The organism is Trichocoleus sp. DQ-A1, assembly GCF_039961955.1.
Taxonomy (GTDB): Bacteria; Cyanobacteriota; Cyanobacteriia; order Cyanobacteriales; family FACHB-T130; genus FACHB-T130.
The window spans coordinates 1-19,895 of record NZ_JAMPKE010000002.1 but is presented as its reverse complement, the minus strand read 5'-3'; the positions used below and the strand labels follow the sequence as shown (position 1 = coordinate 19,895).

At 46.9% G+C, this 19,895-nt stretch carries 19 protein-coding genes, 1 tRNA gene and 1 other annotated feature; of the genes, 16 read left to right on the top strand and 4 right to left on the bottom strand.

Annotation, left to right across the window (positions count from 1 at the left end; translation table 11 throughout):
- Window position 1 precedes the first annotated feature (1 nt).
- The gene (locus NDI33_RS02635; RefSeq protein WP_190674028.1) at window positions 2-670 is read right to left on the bottom strand and encodes a cofactor assembly of complex C subunit B; all 669 of its coding nucleotides are present in this window, start codon (window positions 668-670) and stop codon (window positions 2-4) included.
- A 97-nt stretch (window positions 671-767) separates the two neighbouring features.
- On the bottom strand, window positions 768-1,496 hold the full coding sequence (rpaB, locus tag NDI33_RS02630) for a response regulator transcription factor RpaB (RefSeq protein WP_190415215.1): 729 nt from the start codon (window positions 1,494-1,496) through the stop codon (window positions 768-770).
- Window positions 1,497-1,672: 176 nt separating this feature from the next.
- Here rpaB and radA point away from each other — a divergent pair, with 176 nt between their 5' ends.
- Both radA and NDI33_RS02620 read left to right on the top strand, forming a co-directional pair.
- Window positions 1,673-3,220, top strand: a complete 1,548-nt coding sequence (gene radA / locus NDI33_RS02625; protein ID WP_190674025.1) for a DNA repair protein RadA — start codon at window positions 1,673-1,675, stop codon at window positions 3,218-3,220.
- Window positions 3,221-3,782: 562 nt separating this feature from the next.
- On the top strand, window positions 3,783-5,120 hold the full coding sequence (locus NDI33_RS02620; protein ID WP_190674022.1) for an MFS transporter: 1,338 nt from the start codon (window positions 3,783-3,785) through the stop codon (window positions 5,118-5,120).
- A gap of 30 nt (window positions 5,121-5,150) precedes the next feature.
- Here NDI33_RS02620 and NDI33_RS02615 read toward each other — a convergent pair whose 3' ends face one another.
- Complete coding sequence (locus NDI33_RS02615; RefSeq protein WP_277878793.1) at window positions 5,151-5,273, bottom strand: hypothetical protein; 123 nt, start codon at window positions 5,271-5,273, stop codon at window positions 5,151-5,153.
- A 671-nt stretch (window positions 5,274-5,944) separates the two neighbouring features.
- Window positions 5,945-6,691, bottom strand: coding sequence for a creatininase family protein (locus NDI33_RS02610; RefSeq protein WP_190415210.1), 747 nt, complete (start codon window positions 6,689-6,691; stop codon window positions 5,945-5,947).
- 170 nt (window positions 6,692-6,861) lie between these two features.
- Between NDI33_RS02610 and NDI33_RS02605 the strand changes: the two genes are divergently transcribed.
- The 14 genes from NDI33_RS02605 (at window position 6,862) to rplL (ending at window position 19,651) form a co-directional block, all read left to right on the top strand.
- Window positions 6,862-7,614: a response regulator transcription factor gene (locus tag NDI33_RS02605; RefSeq protein ID WP_190415208.1), complete on the top strand. Its 753-nt coding sequence runs from the start codon at window positions 6,862-6,864 to the stop codon at window positions 7,612-7,614.
- Between the two features lie 198 nt (window positions 7,615-7,812).
- Complete coding sequence (locus NDI33_RS02600; RefSeq protein ID WP_190674019.1) at window positions 7,813-9,129, top strand: ATP-binding protein; 1,317 nt, start codon at window positions 7,813-7,815, stop codon at window positions 9,127-9,129.
- Window positions 9,130-9,469: 340 nt separating this feature from the next.
- Window positions 9,470-10,135 carry a phosphate signaling complex protein PhoU gene (phoU, locus tag NDI33_RS02595; protein WP_190415204.1) on the top strand — a complete coding sequence of 222 codons (666 nt, stop codon included), beginning with the start codon at window positions 9,470-9,472 and terminating at the stop codon, window positions 10,133-10,135.
- 147 nt (window positions 10,136-10,282) lie between these two features.
- On the top strand, window positions 10,283-11,149 hold the full coding sequence (locus NDI33_RS02590) for an iron uptake porin (RefSeq protein ID WP_199292202.1): 867 nt from the start codon (window positions 10,283-10,285) through the stop codon (window positions 11,147-11,149).
- Window positions 11,150-11,521: 372 nt separating this feature from the next.
- The gene (locus tag NDI33_RS02585; RefSeq protein WP_190674016.1) at window positions 11,522-13,405 is read left to right on the top strand and encodes an iron uptake porin; all 1,884 of its coding nucleotides are present in this window, start codon (window positions 11,522-11,524) and stop codon (window positions 13,403-13,405) included.
- Between the two features lie 437 nt (window positions 13,406-13,842).
- Window positions 13,843-14,955, top strand: coding sequence for a phosphate ABC transporter substrate-binding protein PstS (pstS, locus tag NDI33_RS02580; RefSeq protein WP_190674014.1), 1,113 nt, complete (start codon window positions 13,843-13,845; stop codon window positions 14,953-14,955).
- A gap of 275 nt (window positions 14,956-15,230) precedes the next feature.
- The gene (rplS, locus tag NDI33_RS02575; protein WP_190415198.1) at window positions 15,231-15,593 is read left to right on the top strand and encodes a 50S ribosomal protein L19; all 363 of its coding nucleotides are present in this window, start codon (window positions 15,231-15,233) and stop codon (window positions 15,591-15,593) included.
- A gap of 92 nt (window positions 15,594-15,685) precedes the next feature.
- Window positions 15,686-15,758: transfer RNA gene (locus NDI33_RS02570), tRNA-Trp, on the top strand.
- Between the two features lie 324 nt (window positions 15,759-16,082).
- Window positions 16,083-16,307, top strand: a complete 225-nt coding sequence (gene secE, locus NDI33_RS02565; protein WP_190415197.1) for a preprotein translocase subunit SecE — start codon at window positions 16,083-16,085, stop codon at window positions 16,305-16,307.
- The gene (gene nusG, locus NDI33_RS02560) at window positions 16,304-16,960 is read left to right on the top strand and encodes a transcription termination/antitermination protein NusG (protein WP_190415196.1); all 657 of its coding nucleotides are present in this window, start codon (window positions 16,304-16,306) and stop codon (window positions 16,958-16,960) included. Before secE ends, nusG begins: the two co-directional genes overlap by 4 nt.
- 9 nt (window positions 16,961-16,969) lie before the next feature.
- Complete coding sequence (rplK, locus tag NDI33_RS02555) at window positions 16,970-17,395, top strand: 50S ribosomal protein L11 (protein ID WP_190415195.1); 426 nt, start codon at window positions 16,970-16,972, stop codon at window positions 17,393-17,395.
- A gap of 99 nt (window positions 17,396-17,494) precedes the next feature.
- Entirely contained in the window at window positions 17,495-18,211 is a 717-nt protein-coding gene (rplA, locus tag NDI33_RS02550; RefSeq protein WP_190415194.1) for a 50S ribosomal protein L1, read from the top strand.
- A 92-nt stretch (window positions 18,212-18,303) separates the two neighbouring features.
- Window positions 18,304-18,503: a sequence feature (ribosomal protein L10 leader region), on the top strand.
- Window positions 18,504-18,548: 45 nt separating this feature from the next.
- The gene (rplJ, locus tag NDI33_RS02545) at window positions 18,549-19,127 is read left to right on the top strand and encodes a 50S ribosomal protein L10 (protein ID WP_190415193.1); all 579 of its coding nucleotides are present in this window, start codon (window positions 18,549-18,551) and stop codon (window positions 19,125-19,127) included.
- Window positions 19,128-19,258: 131 nt separating this feature from the next.
- Window positions 19,259-19,651 (top strand): 50S ribosomal protein L7/L12, encoded by a 393-nt coding sequence (gene rplL / locus NDI33_RS02540; protein WP_190415192.1) that lies wholly within the window; start codon window positions 19,259-19,261, stop codon window positions 19,649-19,651.
- Window positions 19,652-19,895: the final 244 nt, after the last annotated feature.

The window sequence follows — 19,895 nt, the reverse complement described above, 5'->3', positions numbered from 1 at the left end:
TTTAAATTCCAGCGGGTGCAACATCATCTAAGTGGTAGCTGAGAGTAACGTCTAGTTTTTCAGCAATCCCAGCTATCCAGTTTTCATCTTGCTTGGTGTAACTGCGCGGAGCATTGGCACCTAAAATCAAGACGCCTTGATTGCCAATCGGCTGACAGATCGCTCCTTGAGTATTCTCTGGTAGATAGTCAAATTCAATCCGTCCTGGGTATATTTTTAGAGCCACTAGATAAACGGGTTTTTGTTTTTCCAACACCCGCTGTAGAATCGGCCCTGGTTTTACTTCTGGGTTGACGCCTAAGATACCCCGCCGCAACAACACTCGTCCTTTGTACCAAACGACGAGCGATCGCGTCCCAGTGTTCGCGAGCAACAGATACGATGCCCAAGCCAGTTCTATCTTTACGGCTTCCGGTAAGTCGGGTGCTAGTTCAAACCCTTCCTCGCCGATCAATTCGACAGCTTCGGGCGATCGCGGCTGTACTTGCTGCCACAGCAACCCCGTTAAAATTAACACCGCACTGATTATCACGCCCAACGCATCCGAACGAGCTTGAGAATCCGCTAGCTGCGGTGTCAATAAACGGTTAATCAACAGCAGCACCCCTGCCAACCCACCAACCACAAGAGGGAGTTGTCGTAGAACCTGATTTTGATCTGGCTTAGCCATTTTCTTAGTGCTGAGGATTGAGGGCTGAGGAATGAGTAGGAATAAAAGAGTAGAAATTTTCTCACCTTTTAACGTAATTCATTCTTCATCCTTCAGTTCAGATTTCATCCGGCTCAATGATCCGTTGAAACAAATAGCCAGTGCCTCGCGCCGTCAGTATTAGCTCTGGATTGCTCGGATCGTCCTCTAACTTTGCCCGAAGGCGCGAGATATGCACATCCACCACGCGAGTGTCTACGTGGCGTTCTGGCGTATATCCCCACACCTCTTGCAAAATCTCAGAACGGGAAAAAGGTTCTCCAGAACGGCTGACTAATAACTCCAGCAGACTGAACTCCATTCCGGTAAGCCGAATTCGCTCATCGCCTTTATAGACTTGCCGCTTATTGGTGTCAATCTTGATATTCCCGACATGGATGACGCCAGAACTGGGAATCCCAGAGGCACCCGTTTTGTCTACGCGCCGCAACACAGAGCGGATGCGGGCTTCCAGTTCCTTGGGGGAAAAAGGCTTGACAACGTAATCATCTGCACCCAGCTCTAAACCAGTGATGCGGTCGGCGACATCCCCTAGAGCCGTTAGCATGATAATTGGCACATCCGATTCCTTCCGCAATTCCTGACAGACGCCGTAGCCATCTAGCTTTGGCATCATCACATCCAAAACTACTAAGTCAGGAGTGGCATTGCGAAAGGTATCCAGCGCTTCTTCTCCATCGGCAGCCGTCACGACATCGTAGCCAATCATGGAAAGGCGCGTTTCCAGAATGCGACGGATGCTAGCTTCATCGTCAACTACCAGAATTTTTTCTTTATGGCTTTCCAAGCTCGTCAACGCTCCTTAAGTTCCGATTTCTAATCGTTAATTTTAGATACCATTACATTAAGATATCATTCTGTTTAGTCGGTTTGGAAAGCCTGAAATCCTCACAGTTGCTGGATTTTTATATTCTCTTATTCCTTGCGATTTATTAAGATTCTTTAACAAATCGAGAATGGTGCATGGCAAAGCCGCGAACTAACTATGTTTGTAACGAATGTGGGTCAGAATCTTCACAATGGTTTGGCAAGTGTCCCGCCTGCGGCACCTACAACTCCCTGGAAGAGCAGTTTGTGTCCCAGCTTAATTCTTCCCTTCCCAGCCGGGGTTTGCAAAGCTCACAGCGCAATGGCAAATTAGCTGCCAAAGCACCCCAGGCGAGGGCATCGCTGACATTCGCGCAAATTACCGATAAGTATCAGGAGCGGTGGACTTCTGGTTATGGAGAATTTGATCGCGTACTGGGCGGGGGGGTTGTTCCTGGCTCTTTGGTGTTAATTGGTGGCGATCCGGGCATTGGTAAGTCAACGCTGCTGCTGCAAACGGCGAATCAGATGTCGCAGATGTATCGCATTCTCTATGTCTGTGGGGAAGAATCGGGACAACAAGTGAAACTGCGAGCTTCGCGTTTGGGTGTTAGCAACCTGAATCCGGATCGGGAAAAAAACGGCGATCGCGTGTCTCTCCAGCCAGAAATAGAGGCATCTGTAGAGACATCTGTAGAGACTCCGGTGACATCTATCTCAGCGGGTGCGGATCTGTATGTGTTGGCAGAAACCGATTTAGAAGAGATTATCAGGGAGTTGGAATCTCTGAAACCGAATGTGGCAGTAATTGATAGCGTGCAGACGATTTACTTACCGTCTCTAACGTCGGCAGCGGGATCGGTGGCGCAGGTGCGGGAATGTACTGCTGCATTGATGAAGGTGGCAAAAAGAGAGAGTATCACTCTGCTGATTGTGGGACACGTTACTAAGGAGGGCGCGATCGCTGGGCCAAAAGTCCTAGAACACCTAGTAGATACCGTATTGTATTTTGAAGGCGATCGCTTTGCTTCTCATCGGCTTCTGCGTTCTGTTAAAAACCGCTTCGGCGCAACTCACGAAATTGGCGTTTTTGAAATGGCAGATCGAGGACTCCGAGAAGTTTCTAATCCCTCGGAGTTATTTTTGGGCAATCGGGACGAAGTGGTTCCGGGTACCGCCCTTGTCGTCGCCTGCGAAGGCACTCGCCCGATTGTCGTGGAACTGCAAGCCTTAGTGAGTCCAACCAGTTATAGTTCCCCCCGCCGCTCAACGACGGGTGTTGATTACAACCGACTGCTACAAATTTTGGCAGTATTAGAAAAACGAGTCGGCATCCCTTTATCTAAATTAGATTCTTATGTGGCTTCAGCGGGCGGTTTGAGTGTAGAAGAACCCGCTGTTGATTTGGGAATGGCGATCGCAGTTGTGGCTTCTTTTCGCGATCGCGTCGTCGATCCCCGCACTGTCTTAATTGGCGAAGTTGGCTTAGGCGGACAAGTCCGCGCTGTCTCCCAAATGGAACTGCGCCTGAAAGAAGCAGCCAAACTAGGCTTTAAGCGAGCAATTGTCCCCAAAGGGCAAACTTTCCCAGAATTGGGATTAGAAATTGTACCCGTCGCCAAAGTTATCGATGCCATCATTGCCGCTATCCCAGCCTCTCATCATCATGATGATGAAGAAATGCTAGATGATGATGATGAATAGACGCCATTAAGGTGCAACTGGTAGCGCTTAGGGAATGATGCGCGATCGCCTTTATTGCGTTTTCTAGGCATCTTGTATCATTTTGGAATCTATCCATTTCACCAATTTTTGTAATATACGCTTTCTCAAAAACCGTTATTAAGCGGAACCAAGGAGAAAGCGAATATAGCAATTCTATTTGAGTAGTGAGCCAGCTCTTCAGATCCCCGACTTCTCTAGGAAGTCAGGGATCTCGCTTGCCCGCATGATTTAGGATTGCTGTATATTGGCTCAAAAAAATGAATTTATTTATATTCCCAATTATAGAAATTTAACTTTCAATCCCTTAATAAAATAAACTTTTTATAAAACTAAATAGTTTTATTTGTTAATATGTATCCGCAATTTTATCCGTAATATTACTGATGCACAAATACAAAAAAATAGGCTGAATTGAGAAAAGGGTTAATAATAATTAACCGTCTGGGTGCAGATAATCGATCCTGTTATTGATGAAGAACTCTGGTAAACCTTAACAGAGAGTTACAGCCAATCCAGCACCCAGATTCAGTTTAATTTAGCAATGAATATTACTACCAAGAAAAACGCATGGAAGCTTGAAAGCTCAGTTCCATTATGGTTTTTCGCTTTTGTTCCTTATAAAATAGGTGAAGGCCTACTAATTATACTAATGCCCCTATTTATCATTCAGGTAGTAGGGGGAACCGTCTCTGATGTCGCTAAAGTAAACTCACTGATCGCCCTAGTAGGTATGTTTGCCTTCATTTTATGGGGCAACCTATCAGATAAGATGGGCTATCGTACTCCCTTCTTGATATTGGGATTTCTAGGATTCACTCTCTGCACATCAATGCTCAGCTTTAGCGATAACCTCTCACAAGTATTAATTCTTGGCAGTGTGGGGGGCTTTTTCATGGCAACGATTACCCCAGTAGGTTCAGCATTGGTACTGGATAGTTTTCCCGAACAGGAGTGGCCTAAGTTTTTCGGTAAATTCTATCAGGTAACAGGATGGAGTTTTGTCGCTAGTGTTCTATTCGGGATGCTCTGGCTCAACTTTGCTTCCAAATACGTGGGTAATGTTGCAGCAATGCGCGGATTATTATTATTTGCAGGTGTTGTTTCGTCGCTGAGTTTACTTCTGTGCTTTCTTTGGGTAAAAGAACCGAAATTTGTTCGCAAACGCCGAAAATTTAATCCGAAACTGCTAGGACAATTGACTGTAGGAGTGATTGAAAGGCGAGCAGTTTTTTACCCATCCCGCGCCCTGTACTTTGTACTGCGCCCAAGCACTCTGAGCCAAGCGGTTCAGCCACTAGGAAGCCCTTTAGGGCGTTATTATCTGTGTTCTTTACTATTTTTCGTTGCCATCAACCTGGTTATTGTGCCCTTCCCGGTTTTTCTCACCAACACATTAAAAGCTACGAATACTCAGGTATTCTTAATTGCCTTAGTTAAGTCAACAATAGAGTCTTGGTTGTACGTTCCTGTCGGTCATTGGGTGCATCAGCGACCTGGTATCAAACTCCAAGCCCAGGCTACCGCTCTCAGGGGTGGCGTTTTTGGAATTTTTGTCTTGTTGGCTTTAATTCCGCCTCAACCGAGCAGTCTGGCGTTCGTTGGATTAGCCCAGATATTAAGCGGTATTACTTGGGCAGCGATCGCTGTGTCTAGTAGCACGGCAGTGGGTATACTGGCTGGCAAAGACAAGGAAGGTTCGGCAATTGGGTTTTACAACGCAATAATTGGGGCATCAGGCGCACTGGGTAGCTTGGGAAGCGGATACCTTGCTGCTACCTTTGGGTATAGCGTTTGTTTTGGGATAGGCGCACTATTGACAGCATTTACTGCATGGTTGCTTTGGCAACTACAGCCTGTTGTATTAGCTAAAACGTCCTGAGCGGCTTTTGGGCTTTATAAATAGAAGATACTAGGCAGCAATTTTTGAAATGGTCGGGCAAGTGCAAACTCCGGCAAGTGCAAACAAAGACAAATTCTTGAGCGCGATCGCTTGCACTCTGTCTGATTCTGTCTGATGAGGATGCGATCGCATTGCCCCAAATTGTTTCTTGTCTATTTTTATACAACTGTAAGCAAATAGACACTTGTCCTCCTTTGCATCCGACCCAAGTTTGATATTCTGCTAACCACAAAAACAAATCGAAGAATACGGAAGCTTTATCTAATCTTCATAATTTAGTTAAGTATTAATATTCAGCAAAACTCCTTAAAGCCAAGGAAATAGCAGCTTTATAGTTTTACCTACTCTATTTGTAGGTAAATCAAGATATTTTTTTGATAAAGATTCCGTGAACCTACTGGGAATTCATAGCAAGCTATGTAAGTATTTTTAAGTAGACGCCTGTATTTTATAAATATTATGTACAACTCTTCCGAAAGCTCACCTTTAAGCACACGTACAAATTTTGATACGCACAGTGGATGGATTTTGGGAAACCCCATGCAAATCAGCCGACGCAACCGCCGCTTGCTCTTTTGCGCGTTCCTGCTTTTAGGGTTTGTAGGGTGTGTTTTTGGAATATTGCTGGGAGCGGGTCTGGATATTGGAAAAGCTATACTGGCATTTATCGTCTTGTGGGCAGGATTGTGTACTCTTAGTGCCCGCTAAGCGTAAAACGAGAACGATTTTATAGGTCTAGTAGGAAATTAAGCAGATTTTACTCAATTTGCCTAAATAAAGACCTAAATAAAGAAAAGAAGCGCTCAGTTTGCATTCAAAAATTCCAGATATCCATTGCTGAGTTCTTTTACGGCTAATTCATAAAATTGCTTGCCGTGTTCGGGTGTTGCCAAAGCGGGATTAGAACCCATACGCCCATCAGGATAACGGTTACGGAAATCAGTAGCACCATAAATTGGGTGTCCAGAAGCGACTTGATCTGAGAGGGGCGCTTGTTTAATGGCTTCTGGATAGACGTACTGAGTGAGGGCAACTTCACTAGGGGTGGCATGAGAACCTTCTTGGTCTTTATATAGCTCTTTTGCCAGCTTGTAGACAGAACTGCACATGAACCAGTTGCCGACTTGACACTGCACTAACTGGGCATTGGGAATATTTAAATCAGCTAAATGAGCGTAAGTTTCCGAGAAAGCCGCCTTTAGCGTCGCAATATTACCGCCGTGACCATTAATAAAGAAAAATTTGGTAAATCCAGCCCTAGCTAAACAGAGGATATAGTCTCGAATTAGCTGAATCATGGTGCTGGGGCGCAGGCTAATTGTGCCAGGAAAAGCCGTATGGTGCAGCGCCATGCCAACATTGATAGTAGGGGCTACCATTGCGTCAATCGCTTCGCCAACCCCGCGCGCGATCGCTTCTGCACAAATTGCATCTGTCCCAATCAACCCAGTTGGCCCGTGTTGCTCTGTCGAACCAATCGGGAAAATTATCCCCTGAGAACGGTTGAGATAGACTTCTACTTCAGGCCAGGTACTTAAGTGCAGCAGCATAATCAGAATAATCAGAAATGTTGGGCGATCGCTAAAGATAAATTTGGGCGAAACAGCGCACCGACTCCATCCTAGCTGGGTTGAGGGGTCATGTACTCGAAAAGGCATCTCTGAGGCAGCAATTTTGTTGTATGAATGAGGATGGAATTACACTCTCAAGTTCCCCAATTATGCTTTCCCTCGACCTCCCGAAGAACCCATCTAGTCCAGAATTAGGGCGAACAAGCCAGATCCTAATTGTTGAAGATGAGGATCTCATCCGGGAAATGATAGTTTTGGCTCTAGAAGAGGAAGGTTTCGAGGTGGTAACAGCCGCCGATGGGCGTACCGCTTTGACATTTCTTCAGGGTGAGACCCCTGCTACGGTAGATTTCCCCTTTGACCTGATTATTTTGGATTTAATGCTTCCTCAGGTCAATGGCTTGGATCTTTGTCGCTTGTTACGGTATCAAGGAAATCCAGTCCCGATTTTGATTCTCAGTGCTAAAGCAACTGAAACTGACCGAGTTTTAGGTCTAGAAGTGGGAGCCGATGACTATTTAACCAAGCCATTTAGTATGCGGGAGTTAATTGCCCGTTGTCGTGCCTTATTGCGACGCCAACGACTTGGCGGATTGCCCCAAGCGCCAGTGCTGCAATTCAAGGATGTGACGCTTTATCCCCAAGAGTGTCGCGTGATTGTTCGGGGCGAGCAAGTTAACCTATCACCTAAAGAATTTCGCTTACTGGACTTATTTATGAGTTATCCGCGTCGAGTTTGGTCGCGGGAGCAGCTGATCGATCAGGTGTGGGGTCCAGATTTTGTGGGGGACAGTAAAACAGTAGATGTTCACATTCGCTGGTTGCGAGAAAAATTAGAACGCGATCCTAGCCAACCAGAATACGTAATTACGGTACGTGGGTTTGGTTATCGGTTCGGCTAAAAGATGCAATATGAAGAAGGAAGAGTGAATTTTCAACCTTCCTTCTTCATCAGTAGAGGGGCACAACTAAACATGGCTGGTAGCGGTCGATGGTTGAGAGGCGCTGTTTTTATGAATCACTCCCCCCAACCATTCCCATCACCTTACGTTTATTGGCACTCACCTCTACTAACTTTGTATTTTAAACTGATAGCTTAAATGACCCTCATCGCATTTTTTGTGGGGCTAACTTTAGGAATTGGGTTTTGGATCTGGCGGCGGAACAAGCTTTACCGCCAGTTAGAGCAAATTCTTGGGTTGCTACCTTCAAGTGTCATTGGGGTATCTTTACCGCTGGTTTCGCAGCTACGCAGTGGAATTGCTTTGGCAAATCAGCAGTCTCTTCAGCTAAAGACGCAGTTGCAAATGAATCAAGAGATTCTGCAAGTGGCACCCATCGGCTATCTGGAGGTGGATGAAGAAAACCAGTTGATTTGGTGCAACGAGCAAGCCCGCATTTTATTAGAGCTTCATCGATGGGAACCAGGACAGGTGCGTTTGCTGCTGGAGTTAGTGCGATCCTATGAACTCGATCAGCTAATTGAGCAAACTCGACACCAGCAAAAGCCTTGTGAACAAGAGTGGGTATTTCACCCAGATTGTTCAGATGCAGCGGTAATTGGGGAGATGCGATCGCTTACTTTACGCGCATCTAGCTTGCCCTTAGCCTACGGACAAGTGGGTGTATTTCTAGAAAATCGCCAACCTTTAATCGAACTTTCCCAATCGCGCGATCGCTGGGTTTCCGATTTAGCTCACGAACTCAGAACCCCCCTCACCTCCATCCGTTTGGTAACTGAAACCTTGCAAAAACGCTTGCAGTCTACAAAAGAGCGCTCATTAATTGACCGCCTCCTGCCAGAAGTCAACAGACTAATGAACCTAGTTCAAGACTGGCTAGAACTAAGCCACTTAGAGCAAGATCCCAGCAAACACCTCACCCTAAAATTAGTAGAACTGCGAAGCTTAATTCACTCTGCCTGGGAAACAATAGAGCCTTTAGCACGACAAAAGCAACTCAGCTTCAGCTATTCTGGTTCCGACACCTTACTCATCAAAGCCGACGCATCTCGTCTCACCCAAGTATTTCTCAACTTACTCGACAACAGCATTAAATACAGTCCCCTTGAAGGAGCTATCCGTGTTGAAGTAAATCTTATTCCGAATAAGGATATCCCTAACTTGGTTCAAATCAATATTATTGATTCAGGGATTGGGTTCCCTGAGTTCGATTTACCCCATGTTTTTGAGCGGCTCTACCGAGGAGATCCCTCCAGGCGGCGTCAGCACAACTCCTCTGGAACTTCTGAAGAATTGTCAGTTGTGGTAACGACTGGCAGCGGTTTAGGCTTAGCGATTGTGCGGCAAATTGTCATCGCTCATGGCGGCTCCGTCAAAGCGAAGAATCATCCAGAAACCGGCGGCGCATGGCTGCAAATTGAATTACCTTCCTTTCAATCCCCGCTTAAAATTTAAGGTTAGCCATCGTTGCAGTTTCGATATTCACTTTGAGTTTTTTGCACCATTTAAGAAAATTAGTATTAACCAATCATGCTAGTCAGACAGAACCCACAATCTAAAAGGATTCTGAAACACTAAGATAACCAAAGTATGATTCGGCTAAATGATTTTTCAAGGGTTTCAGCCCCTGAACTCGGATCGTTAAGTTATTAACTGAGCCTTCCAAAATTAGCTCCTAAAAATTACATCTATCCTACGATAGGTTTTCATTTAGTCTATATGCATACAGCCAAATCAACAAATTTAAGCCATCTTAGAGAGTACAGTCGTTTTGTTTTTCTACCAGCAGAGGTGAATGCTTTCCTCTAAACACGTGCATACGGAACGGATACACTTCGATCGCAGAACTAGGGGCTTATTAAGGGATGTTTTGCGAATGGGAGCCTTAGTAGAAAACTCCTTTCGCCTCTCGCATCAAGCCTTATTTTCCCGTAACCTGGCAGCCGCTAGGGAAATTCCCTTATTGGATAAACAAATTGACCGATTTTATCGCCAAATCGAGCTAGATTGTGCAACTTTAATGACCCTGGAAGCGCCGGTTGCACAGGATTTGCGTTTACTCAGTGCTTGTATGCAGCTGGTGCGCGACTTAGAACGCATTGGTGATTACGCCAAAGACCTAGCAGAAATTGCGATTAAACTCTTTCCTTACCCGCCTCATTCTTGCCTACCGCAGATTGAGGTAATGTCCCATCATGCTCAAGCCATGCTGGCGTCGAGTTTAGTCGCGCTGGCAGATTTGGACGCAGCCGCCGGGAAAGCTGTCAAGCAGCAAGACGATGCCGTGGATAGCGCTTACGAAACGGTTTATCAAACCTTAGCCTTTCAGCGGGATATCAAAGGGGTGGTTGAACCGATTCTGTTGATGGGGTTGATCATTCGGCATTTGGAACGAATGGCAGACCACGCCACCAATATTGGTCAACGAGTTGCCTACATTGTCACGGGAACCCGGTCTTAAAGGCTACAGTCACGGCACGGCAGTGCCCATACTGATTTAAGAGTAAACTTGCACTCATATAGCATTTTTTACTTGCGTTCTATACAGTTCGCGATAAGGGTCTACAGCTAGCTACCTGTAGACCCCTATCGCTGTATTTCCCTCTCATTGAGAAGTGATATAACTGTTACCCTCACTGCTGCTAATGGACTGCATCACTATTACGCTGACACGGTTGACCCGTATTTTGAAGGCAATGGCGGTGGCAATAATGCCCTATCCCGCTTTGCCGAACGCAACCCCATTTATCGGATTGGACCTTTGGGTGCTGGTGTCGGCTTGAACTACAAGATTAGCAACGCTCTGAAGTTGGACTTAGGTTATCTCTCCAACACAGCCAACAATCCCGAAGATGACAACGGGGTTTTTAACGGTAACTACTCAGGTTTGGCACAGTTAGTTTTTGGGACTAACCGATTTAAGGTTGGATTCACTTACATTCACGCCTATGATAATGGCGGCAATAATGCTCCCCGCTTTGCTATGGGTGGTACTGGCACTGGTCTTGCCAATTTGAATCCAGCAACGCTAGCTGCTGCGACTACAGGTGGTCTAACCCAAGCTCAGTTGAGCAGACCCGTTTCGAGCAACTCTTACGGGTTAGAGGCTTCCTTCCAATTAACCCCTCAATTTGTTCTAAATGGCTGGGTGGGCAAAACTGACGCTCGTTTGATTGGCTTAGGCGCTGCCGACATTTGGAACTTTGCCCTTGGTCTTGCTTTACCGGATTTTGGCAAAAAAGGCAATTTGCTTGGCATTATCGCTGGGGCCGAACCAACTCTCAGAGGTCTAAATGTTCCAGGCCCAGAAAACTTCGAGCGTGATTTTGCCTATCACATTGAAGGTTTCTATAAGTATCAGATGATAAATAACATCTCAATTACTCCGGGCATTATCTGGCTGACATCTCCTAACCAAAACAGAGATAATGATGACATCATTATTGGTACGATTAGAACAACGTTTACCTTTTAATTAGCGGTCAGGGTGAGGATCGATAGTCACAACTGACAACTAATCATATAAACTAATCTAATCGCTTAATCGCCAACTTTGCTCTTGCCGATTCGGAGCGCAACTTGAAAGCCTCTAAATCGGCTTTATTTGTTGGGTTCCTAGCTAGCGGATTGTCAGGATTGCTTAACCTGTAGATTACCAAATCCTTACCTATCCCTAAACTGACACAACTAGCATTAGAGGAAATTATGTCGCCTACAAGACAATGTTGAGCTTGAGTTGGCAGTGTTTCATGTTTAATAATGATGGAGTTTCTCAAGAAGACTCCCTATAGCGTTCCGTTAATCCGGGATTGTTTCCCTTGAGTTCAGTTAGGTGTGAGGAGATTAGATGTCTAAAATTTTGTGGAATACTCTAAAATTAGGGCCAGCGATACTAGGTGCATCCTTATTAGTTTGCAGTAGCACGCTTGCCGCACAGACGCCTGACACTCAAATGGCGAGCGAACCGATAGCTGCCACTAACCAGGTGACTGATTTATTAAAACCAGCCGACCAATCCCAGCAAGCGCAGCAGACACCTGTTCAAGAACTGGCTGTTCAACCAGAAATTAGTTCTATTCCAGTTTTCACCAACGGCACGTCTGCCCAAGAAACGCTGGTTGCTGAAGCTGAATTAGTGAGTCCGAAACCAGTTTTAGCAGATAACGCGATCGCGCAACCCACTGCTGATGCTGTCCCCACGAGCCAAAACAGCGAATTAGAACAAATCGACCAATACACCAATGAAGTCGGGACGACCGACTCAATGGATCAAGTCACCAACGTCTCGCAGCTGCAAGACGTAGAACCGACGGATTGGGCTTACGAAGCACTGCGGAGTCTGGTGGAGCGCTATGGTTGTATCGCCGGGTATCCCGATGGCACCTTCCGGGGCAACCGGGCACTGTCGCGTTATGAATTTGCCGCCGGGATGAACGCCTGTTTGCTGCAAATCGAAAAACTGATTGCGGCAAGTTCGGCTGACTTTGTCACTAAAGAAGATTTAGCGACGCTACAGCGGCTAATTGATGAATTTGGGGCAGAATTAGCCACCTTAAGAACGCGAGTAGATAACTTAGAAGGTCGCACGGCATTTCTGGAAAGCCATCAATTCTCTACAACGACTAAGCTGACTGGCGAAGTTATCTTTGCGCTTGCTGACGTTTTTGGTGAAGAAAGGGCTGGCGGGGGCGACATAGACGCTAACCTCATTTTTGCTGACCGTGCCCGTTTGAATTTTGACACTAGCTTCACAGGCAAAGACCGCCTGCGAACCCGCCTGCAAGCTAGAAACATCGTCCCATTTAATACAGGTGTAACCGGAACCAACATGACCCGTTTGGGTTTTGACGGCGATAGCGCGAATGATGTCGCAATTGACGACTTTTACTATCGTTTTCCCCTAGGTGATAAGCTCTTAATCCAAATTGATGCCGCCAACGTTGAATTCAATGACAACGTCTACACCTTCAACCCCAATTTCGAGAGTAGTGGAAGTGGCTCTATCTCCCGCTTTGGGCGTTTCAACCCCATCTACCGACTAGGTTCTGAGGGGACTGGGTTGACTGCGACCTACAACTTTAGCAAGGCATTAAACCTATCTTTAGGTTATCTAGCGCCTCGGGGTAACGATCCTTCAAACGGTTCCGGGGAATTCAGTGGTGCCTATGCCGGTCTAGCTCAACTGGTATTCCGTCCTAGTGACGCCCTTAATGTGGGTTTGGTTTACGCCCATACTTATGAGAACCAAGAAAAAGGCGTCAGCTTCATGTCGAGTACGGGCAGTAGCTTTGCTAATCGACCCTTCGGGAACATTGCGACTTCTGGCAATCACTACGGACTGAATGCCAGCTTCCGGTTTGGCCCTGGCATTAACCTTTCAGGGTGGGCAGGTTACTCAGTAGCTACAGCTGAAATTAGCCCGGCTGGTCTTGCAACTACAGGATCTAATGCAGATATTTGGAACTGGGCTGTAAGCCTAGCCTTCCCAGACTTGGGTAAAAAAGGCAACCTGCTTGGTTTCATATTTGGGATGCCGCCTAAAGTGACTGACAACGATGTCAGTAACCGTAGCGATCGGGACACCTCATATCATGTAGAGGCTCTGTATCGCTACCGCCTAACTAACAACATTGAACTCACCCCAGGTTTGTTGGTGATTCTCAATCCGGAACACAACGACAATAACGACCCACTCTACGTAGGAACGCTGCGAACAACCTTTAAGTTCTAACTACCTGCGTTTCGGGTAGGGGCGGGGGATTCCTCGCCCAATCGTCTCTGACCCCACAAACGGTAGATTTACGCGAATAAAAATGCTGTGTGCGATCGCTCCTATCTGAACTTAAGCGATCGCACCTTCGCGTGCAGATATAAGCCTTCAAAACTCCTTCGAGCTGCGCTTTCCTGCTGGCAATCATCATCTTTGCTTAACCTGTAGATTACCAAAGCCTTACCTTTACCTAAACTTACAGAACTAGCATAAAGATCGGCAGGGGTAGCATTTTAATTTTGTAAATACGCTATCTTGTAGAGTTGGTTTTCATCTGCTCTAGTTCATTTCTACTTCCTGGCAGTAAATAAAACGACAATAACCGCCAGGAAAGAACATGCACCTAGCATTTTTGACAATTCTTCAGCGTCAGCTTTTTAAAGACTCAAAGATTCAGTATGTTTTCTCCAATGCATTCAACACGACGGGCTTTTCTCGTTCCCTTTATTGCCCTCTCACTGAGCGTGACTGCCTGTCAGTCGCCAAACACAACTCCTTCCACCAGTCCAACGGCAGGAACCCCTGGTAGCGCCACTCCTGCCGCAGCAAACGGTGGTGGCGGTGGCAACGTCTCCTTAACTGGTGCCGGTGCCAGTTTTCCAGCTCCCTTGTATCAGCGGTGGTTCTCGGAGTACAACAAGCAAAATCCCAACGTCCAAGTCAGCTATCAATCAGTTGGTAGCGGCGCTGGTGTGGAACAGTTCACCCAGGGAACGGTGGACTTTGGTGCCAGCGATACGGGGATGAAACAGGAGGAAATCACCAAGGTTGGCAAGGGTGCTGTGTTATTACCCATGACAGCAGGCAGCATTGTTCTAGCCTACAACCTGCCCGATGTCAAAGGTCTTAAGCTACCGCGTGCAGTTTACACCGATATCTTCTTGGGCAAAATTAAGAGGTGGAACGATCCCAGAATTACCCAAGCCAATCCTGGGTTGAATTTACCAGACAGGGAGATTACTGTTATCCATCGGAGCGATGGTAGCGGTACTACAGCAGTCTTCACCAAACATCTGAGTGCGATTAGTCCGGCATGGAAAAGTGGCCCTGGCGACGGTAAAACTGTCAACTGGCCTGTCGGAGTGGGTGCCAAAGGCAACGAAGGCGTCACCGCTCAACTCCTGCAAAGTGATGGTGCCATCGGTTATGTCGAGTACGGCTACGCCAAGCAACAAAATATCCCTGTAGCGGCGCTGGAAAATAAAGCAGGCAAGTTTATCGAACCCTCCAGCGAAAGCGCGGCTAACACGCTAGCCGCAGTGACTCTGCCCGCAGACTTGCAAGTTTCTATCACCGACCCAACCGGCGAGAATTCTTACCCAATTGTCACCTATACCTGGGTTATGGCTTACAAGACCTATGAGAATCCTGACGAGGCAAAAGCCCTCAAGGATGTCTTGAAGTGGTCGTTAAACGAAGGACAAAAGTACAGTGAAGAGCTAGGATACGTGCCTCTTCCCCAGCCTGTTGTAGCCAAAGTTCAAGCAGCAGTGGATACCATCAAGCCGTAAGTTTCAGCGTTAGAGATTGCCCGAATCGGCAAGAGGCTAATCCTTTCTGAACCAGAATGTTAGTCAAGTAGGCACTGCTTACCCTACTTGACTATGAAGACTTAACAATGAAGTTTTTGGGATTGGAGAGTAAGAATCTAGAACTTCCAATCCTGAATTCGCCTAGCACTATATCGCCTACAAAAGTAAAAACTTGGGAAAATTCAGAGATTCCCGGTAGACGTATACCTAGCTCTTGATATAAGATTAAAGGCTGTGACTTTTTGGCGAAACCAATGAACGCTCAGGAAATCATCCGCTCAATTGAAGCGGAGCATCTGAAAAAAGAGTTGCCCATTATCCATGTGGGCGACACCGTTAAGGTTGGGGTAATTATCCAGGAAGGCGGTAAAGAACGGACGCAGCCCTATGAAGGCGTCGTTATTGCCAAGGGCGGTAGCAGCATTAACTGTACGATTACCGTACGGCGGGTATTTCAGGGAGTAGGCGTTGAGCGGGTATTTCTGCTCCATTCTCCCCGAGTTGAAAGCATCAAGATTATTCGTCGGGGTAAGGTGCGTCGTGCTAAACTATACTATCTGCGCGATCGCGTTGGGAAAGCCACTCGCGTTAAACAACGCTTTGACCGTAGCCTGTAGTCCAATTTGGACAAGGCTATTCCCGATTGACGCCGCTAGGGGTTAAACTTAAATAGAGAAAAGTTCAGCCTCTCGCTCTCAAATCCACCTGTGCGCTCTTAGTTCAGTTGGTAGAACGCAGGTCTCCAAAACCTGATGTCGGGGGTTCAAGTCCTCCAGGGCGCGCTCTCATCACAAAACAGGACTGAGAACTGAAGAGTGTTCGCGAAGTAGCGCAACAGCGCTAACAGAGTGAAAACATAGAGGGACTCAGAACTTAGGCATCAAAGCTCTGCCCGAAAGCATTCCAGTGGTTGCGTAGTCAGCCTCAAAAACGTTTACTTTCGGGTAGACTTGTGTTGTGTAGGTGGTTCATCAGTATTGCCTAAGTCAGGTGCTAGACCCAAGGATTGCATCGGTATCTGCGTAGATTGGCAGCACATTAGGCTGTACACAGCTAAAAGCGGTAGAAATGAACTGCTCAAGAGCTGTATTAACGGGAGAGATATTGTGGCAAAGAAAAACGAAGCCGAGAGCGAAGCAAAAACAACTGGGTTTAATATATCAACCTTTTTTCAGGAAACCAAAGACGAACTGAATAAAGTCGTCTGGCCCAGTCGGCAGCAATTGCTCAGCGAATCTGCTGCTGTGCTGTTAATGGTAACTCTTTCGGCAGTTTTAATTTATCTGGTTGATGGTTTCTTTGCTTGGGCAGCAAAGCAGGTGTTCGGATGAGTTTTGCAACCGACAATCCACAGGATTTCAATCAACTCGAAGACACGTCAGATGGCTCGGTAAAATCCCGGTGGTACGCTGTTCAGGTGGCATCTGGATGTGAAAAACGTGTCAAGACAAACTTAGAACAGCGGATTCAAACTCTTGATGTTCGCGATCGCATTCTCCAGGTGGAAATTCCTCAAACTCGCACCCTGAAAATGCTCAAAGATGGCACTCGCAAGGAGTCGGAAGAAAAAGTCTTTCCCGGCTACGTGCTAGTCCGGATGCGGCTAACTCCTGGGGCAGATGGTGAATTGGAGATGGACGATGAAGCTTGGCAGGTTGTCAAGAACACCCCAAACGTGATTAACTTTGTCGGTGCAGAACAGAAACGCCGTTACGGACGGGGACGCGGACACGTTAAACCCTTGCCGCTGAGTTTTTCAGAAGTCGAACGTATCTTTAAACAAGCTACCGAGCAAGAGCCAGTAGTGAAAACTCATCTGGCTACAGGAGATAAAATTATTGTCCTTTCTGGTGCGTTTAAAGATTTTGAAGGCGAGGTCATTGAAGTCAGCCCAGAAAGAAGCAAGCTGAAGGCGTCACTATCCATTTTTGGACGCAATACGCCGGTAGAATTGGAGTTTAATCAGGTTCAGAAACAAAGCTAAATAGTTAAGATGGCAAAGAAAGTTGTTGCAATCATCAAGCTAGCTCTTAATGCGGGCAAAGCTAACCCTGCCCCGCCAGTGGGACCAGCGCTCGGTCAGCACGGGGTCAATATTATGGCGTTCTGTAAAGAATACAACGCCAAAACAGCAGATCAAGCTGGGATGGTAATTCCGGCAGAAATCTCAGTCTATGAAGACCGCAGTTTTACCTTTGTTCTTAAAACACCACCGGCATCCGTTCTGATTCGTAAGGCAGCTGGCATTGAGCGAGGCTCCAACGAACCAAACCGGAAAAAAGTGGCGTCAATTTCAAAGGCACAGTTGCAAGAAATTGCTCAAACTAAAATGCCGGATCTCAATGCCAACGACATTGATGCGGCAATGAAAATTGTGGAAGGAACTGCCCGGAATATGGGCGTTACTATTAACGAATAGCGATTCTTTGATTCGCTAATTGCAAGCAAGCGGAAAGCTGGCAACGTAAACCCAATCGGGGGAGAGGTAACATCTCGTTAGTGACCCCAGGAGAAAAATATGGCAAAGAAAGTATCCCGTAGGCTCCAAGAGCTGCAAAAGAAAGTCGAAGATCGACCCTACGAACCCACAGAGGCTCTCAACCTTTTAAAAGAGACAGCCACTGCCAAGTTTCCTGAATCTGCTGAGGCGCATATCCGCCTGGGAATCGATCCCAAATATACCGACCAACAGCTGCGAACAACCGTTGCTTTGCCCAAAGGGACTGGACAGACAATTCGAGTTGCCGTAATCGCCAGAGGGGAAAAGGTACAAGAAGCTAGCAATGCCGGTGCTGATATTGCCGGTTCCGAAGAGCTGATTGACCAAATCCAAAAAGGCATGATGGATTTTGACCTGCTGCTGGCGACACCGGATATGATGCCCCAGGTAGCAAAACTGGGACGTTTGCTCGGTCCCCGTGGCTTGATGCCCAATCCCAAAGGTGGGACGGTGACGTTCGATCTGGTGCAGGCGATCGCTGAATTTAAAGCCGGTAAGTTAGAATTCAGAGCTGACCGTACTGGGATCGTCCACGTTTTGTTTGGCAAGGCTGCCTTCCCAACTCAAGATTTGCTCGTCAATCTTAAGGCGTTACAGGAAACGATTGACCGTAACCGTCCTTCTGGAGCCAAGGGTCGCTACTGGCGCACAGTGTACATATCTGCGACAATGGGGCCATCGATTGAAATTGACATCAACGCCCTGCGCGATCTAAAGCTGACTGAAGCTGCCTAAGATTCAGCCCTGTAGGGGCAAGGGTTTCCCACCCTTACAGGAGCAATCGATTGAGTAAACAACAGGAGCAAGATTTAAAGTTTTCAGCCCAATTAACTGAATAGCACGCGCCGGAGACAGCAGGAGCTAATGGCTTAATTTCCTGCCTAGGTTTGCGACTTTACCGCATTAAGGTCAATCTTCTCGCCACACGCAACATGGCAGAAGCTGCACCAAAAATGCGAACCCTGAAAAGGGTTCCTTGGGATATTGCGTAACCCCGGCTCAAGCGCTGGGGTTTTTAATTGGGCTTTTTTAGGTTTGGCATTCTGCATTTTCTAAAGGAGGTGAAAGATACATGGGTAGAACGCCGGAAGATAAACGGGCGATGGTCGCTGAAATCAAAGAAACTTTAAATGTAGCTCAGCTGGCAATCGTCATCGATTACCAGGGGTTATCAGTTTCGGAGATTATGGACTTGCGGCGGCGGCTGCGTCCCAGCGGCACCGTTTGCAAGGTAAGCAAGAACAAGCTGATGGGAATTGCCATTGAGGGTGATTCCAACTGGCAACCGATGTCAGAATTCCTTAAAGGTTCTTCTGCTTTCTTGCTAGTCAAGGACGATTTGAGCGGAGCAATTAAGGCTTACCAAGACTTCCAAAAAGCCACTAAGAAGACAGAACTTCGTGGTGGTGTAATGGAAGGTCGAGCTTTGAGCCAAGCTGACATCAAAGCGCTGGGAGATTTGCCTTCCAAGGAACAACTCATGGCGCAAATTGCTGGAGCTATCAATGGCTTGGCAACCAAGATTGCTGTGGCTATCAACGAAGTTCCAGCTTCGCTGGCAAGAGGACTACAAGCGGTCTCCGAGCAGCAGCAAGAAGGTGGCAACGGCGAAAGCGATGCAACTGCTACTGCCTCAGCGTCTGAGGAATAAATTGGCGGCTACAGGTACAAAGTCTGCCGATGAAGGCAGCTACCTAAACGCCTAAAGAATGGATTCGCGGCTACACAAACAAAGCCTGCCTAGGCAGGCTGTAACAAAAATAACGTTACTGGAGTTTTGAAATGTCTGCTACAACTGACCAAATTCTCGATCAACTAAAATCACTGACTCTGCTGGAAGCTTCTGAACTCGTTAAGCAGATTGAAGAGGCTTTCGGCGTTAGTGCTGCTGCCCCTGCTGGTGGAATGATGATGATGGCGGCTCCTGGTGCTGCTGCTGCTGCGGAACCAGTTGAAGAGCAAACTGCGTTTGACGTGATTCTGGAAGATGTCCCAGCTGATAAGAAGATTGCCATTCTTAAGGTAGTCCGCACCATCACGGGTCTGGGTCTGAAAGAAGCTAAGGACTTGGTAGAATCCACTCCCAAGCCAGTTAAAGAAGGCGCTGCCAAAGAAGAAGCTGCTGATATCAAGAAGCAGTTGGAAGAAGCTGGTGCGAAGGTAGCAGTTAAGTAAAAGGCTAATGGCTAATGGCTTTTTTCAATGAGCCATTAGCCATTCAGTAGGCGGGATTAATTATTTGTAGGATGGGTTAGCGATCGCGTAACTCATGCAGATTTGGGGTTTCCTTGCGTTTTTCCAACTAACGGTGCTTAAACGAAAAACAAGACTCTAAAAAGGTATAATACAGGCATGGCAACCATTTCACGTTATGGTTTGATAAATGAAAGAGACAACTCCCGCCGCCATGCCCCCTTGC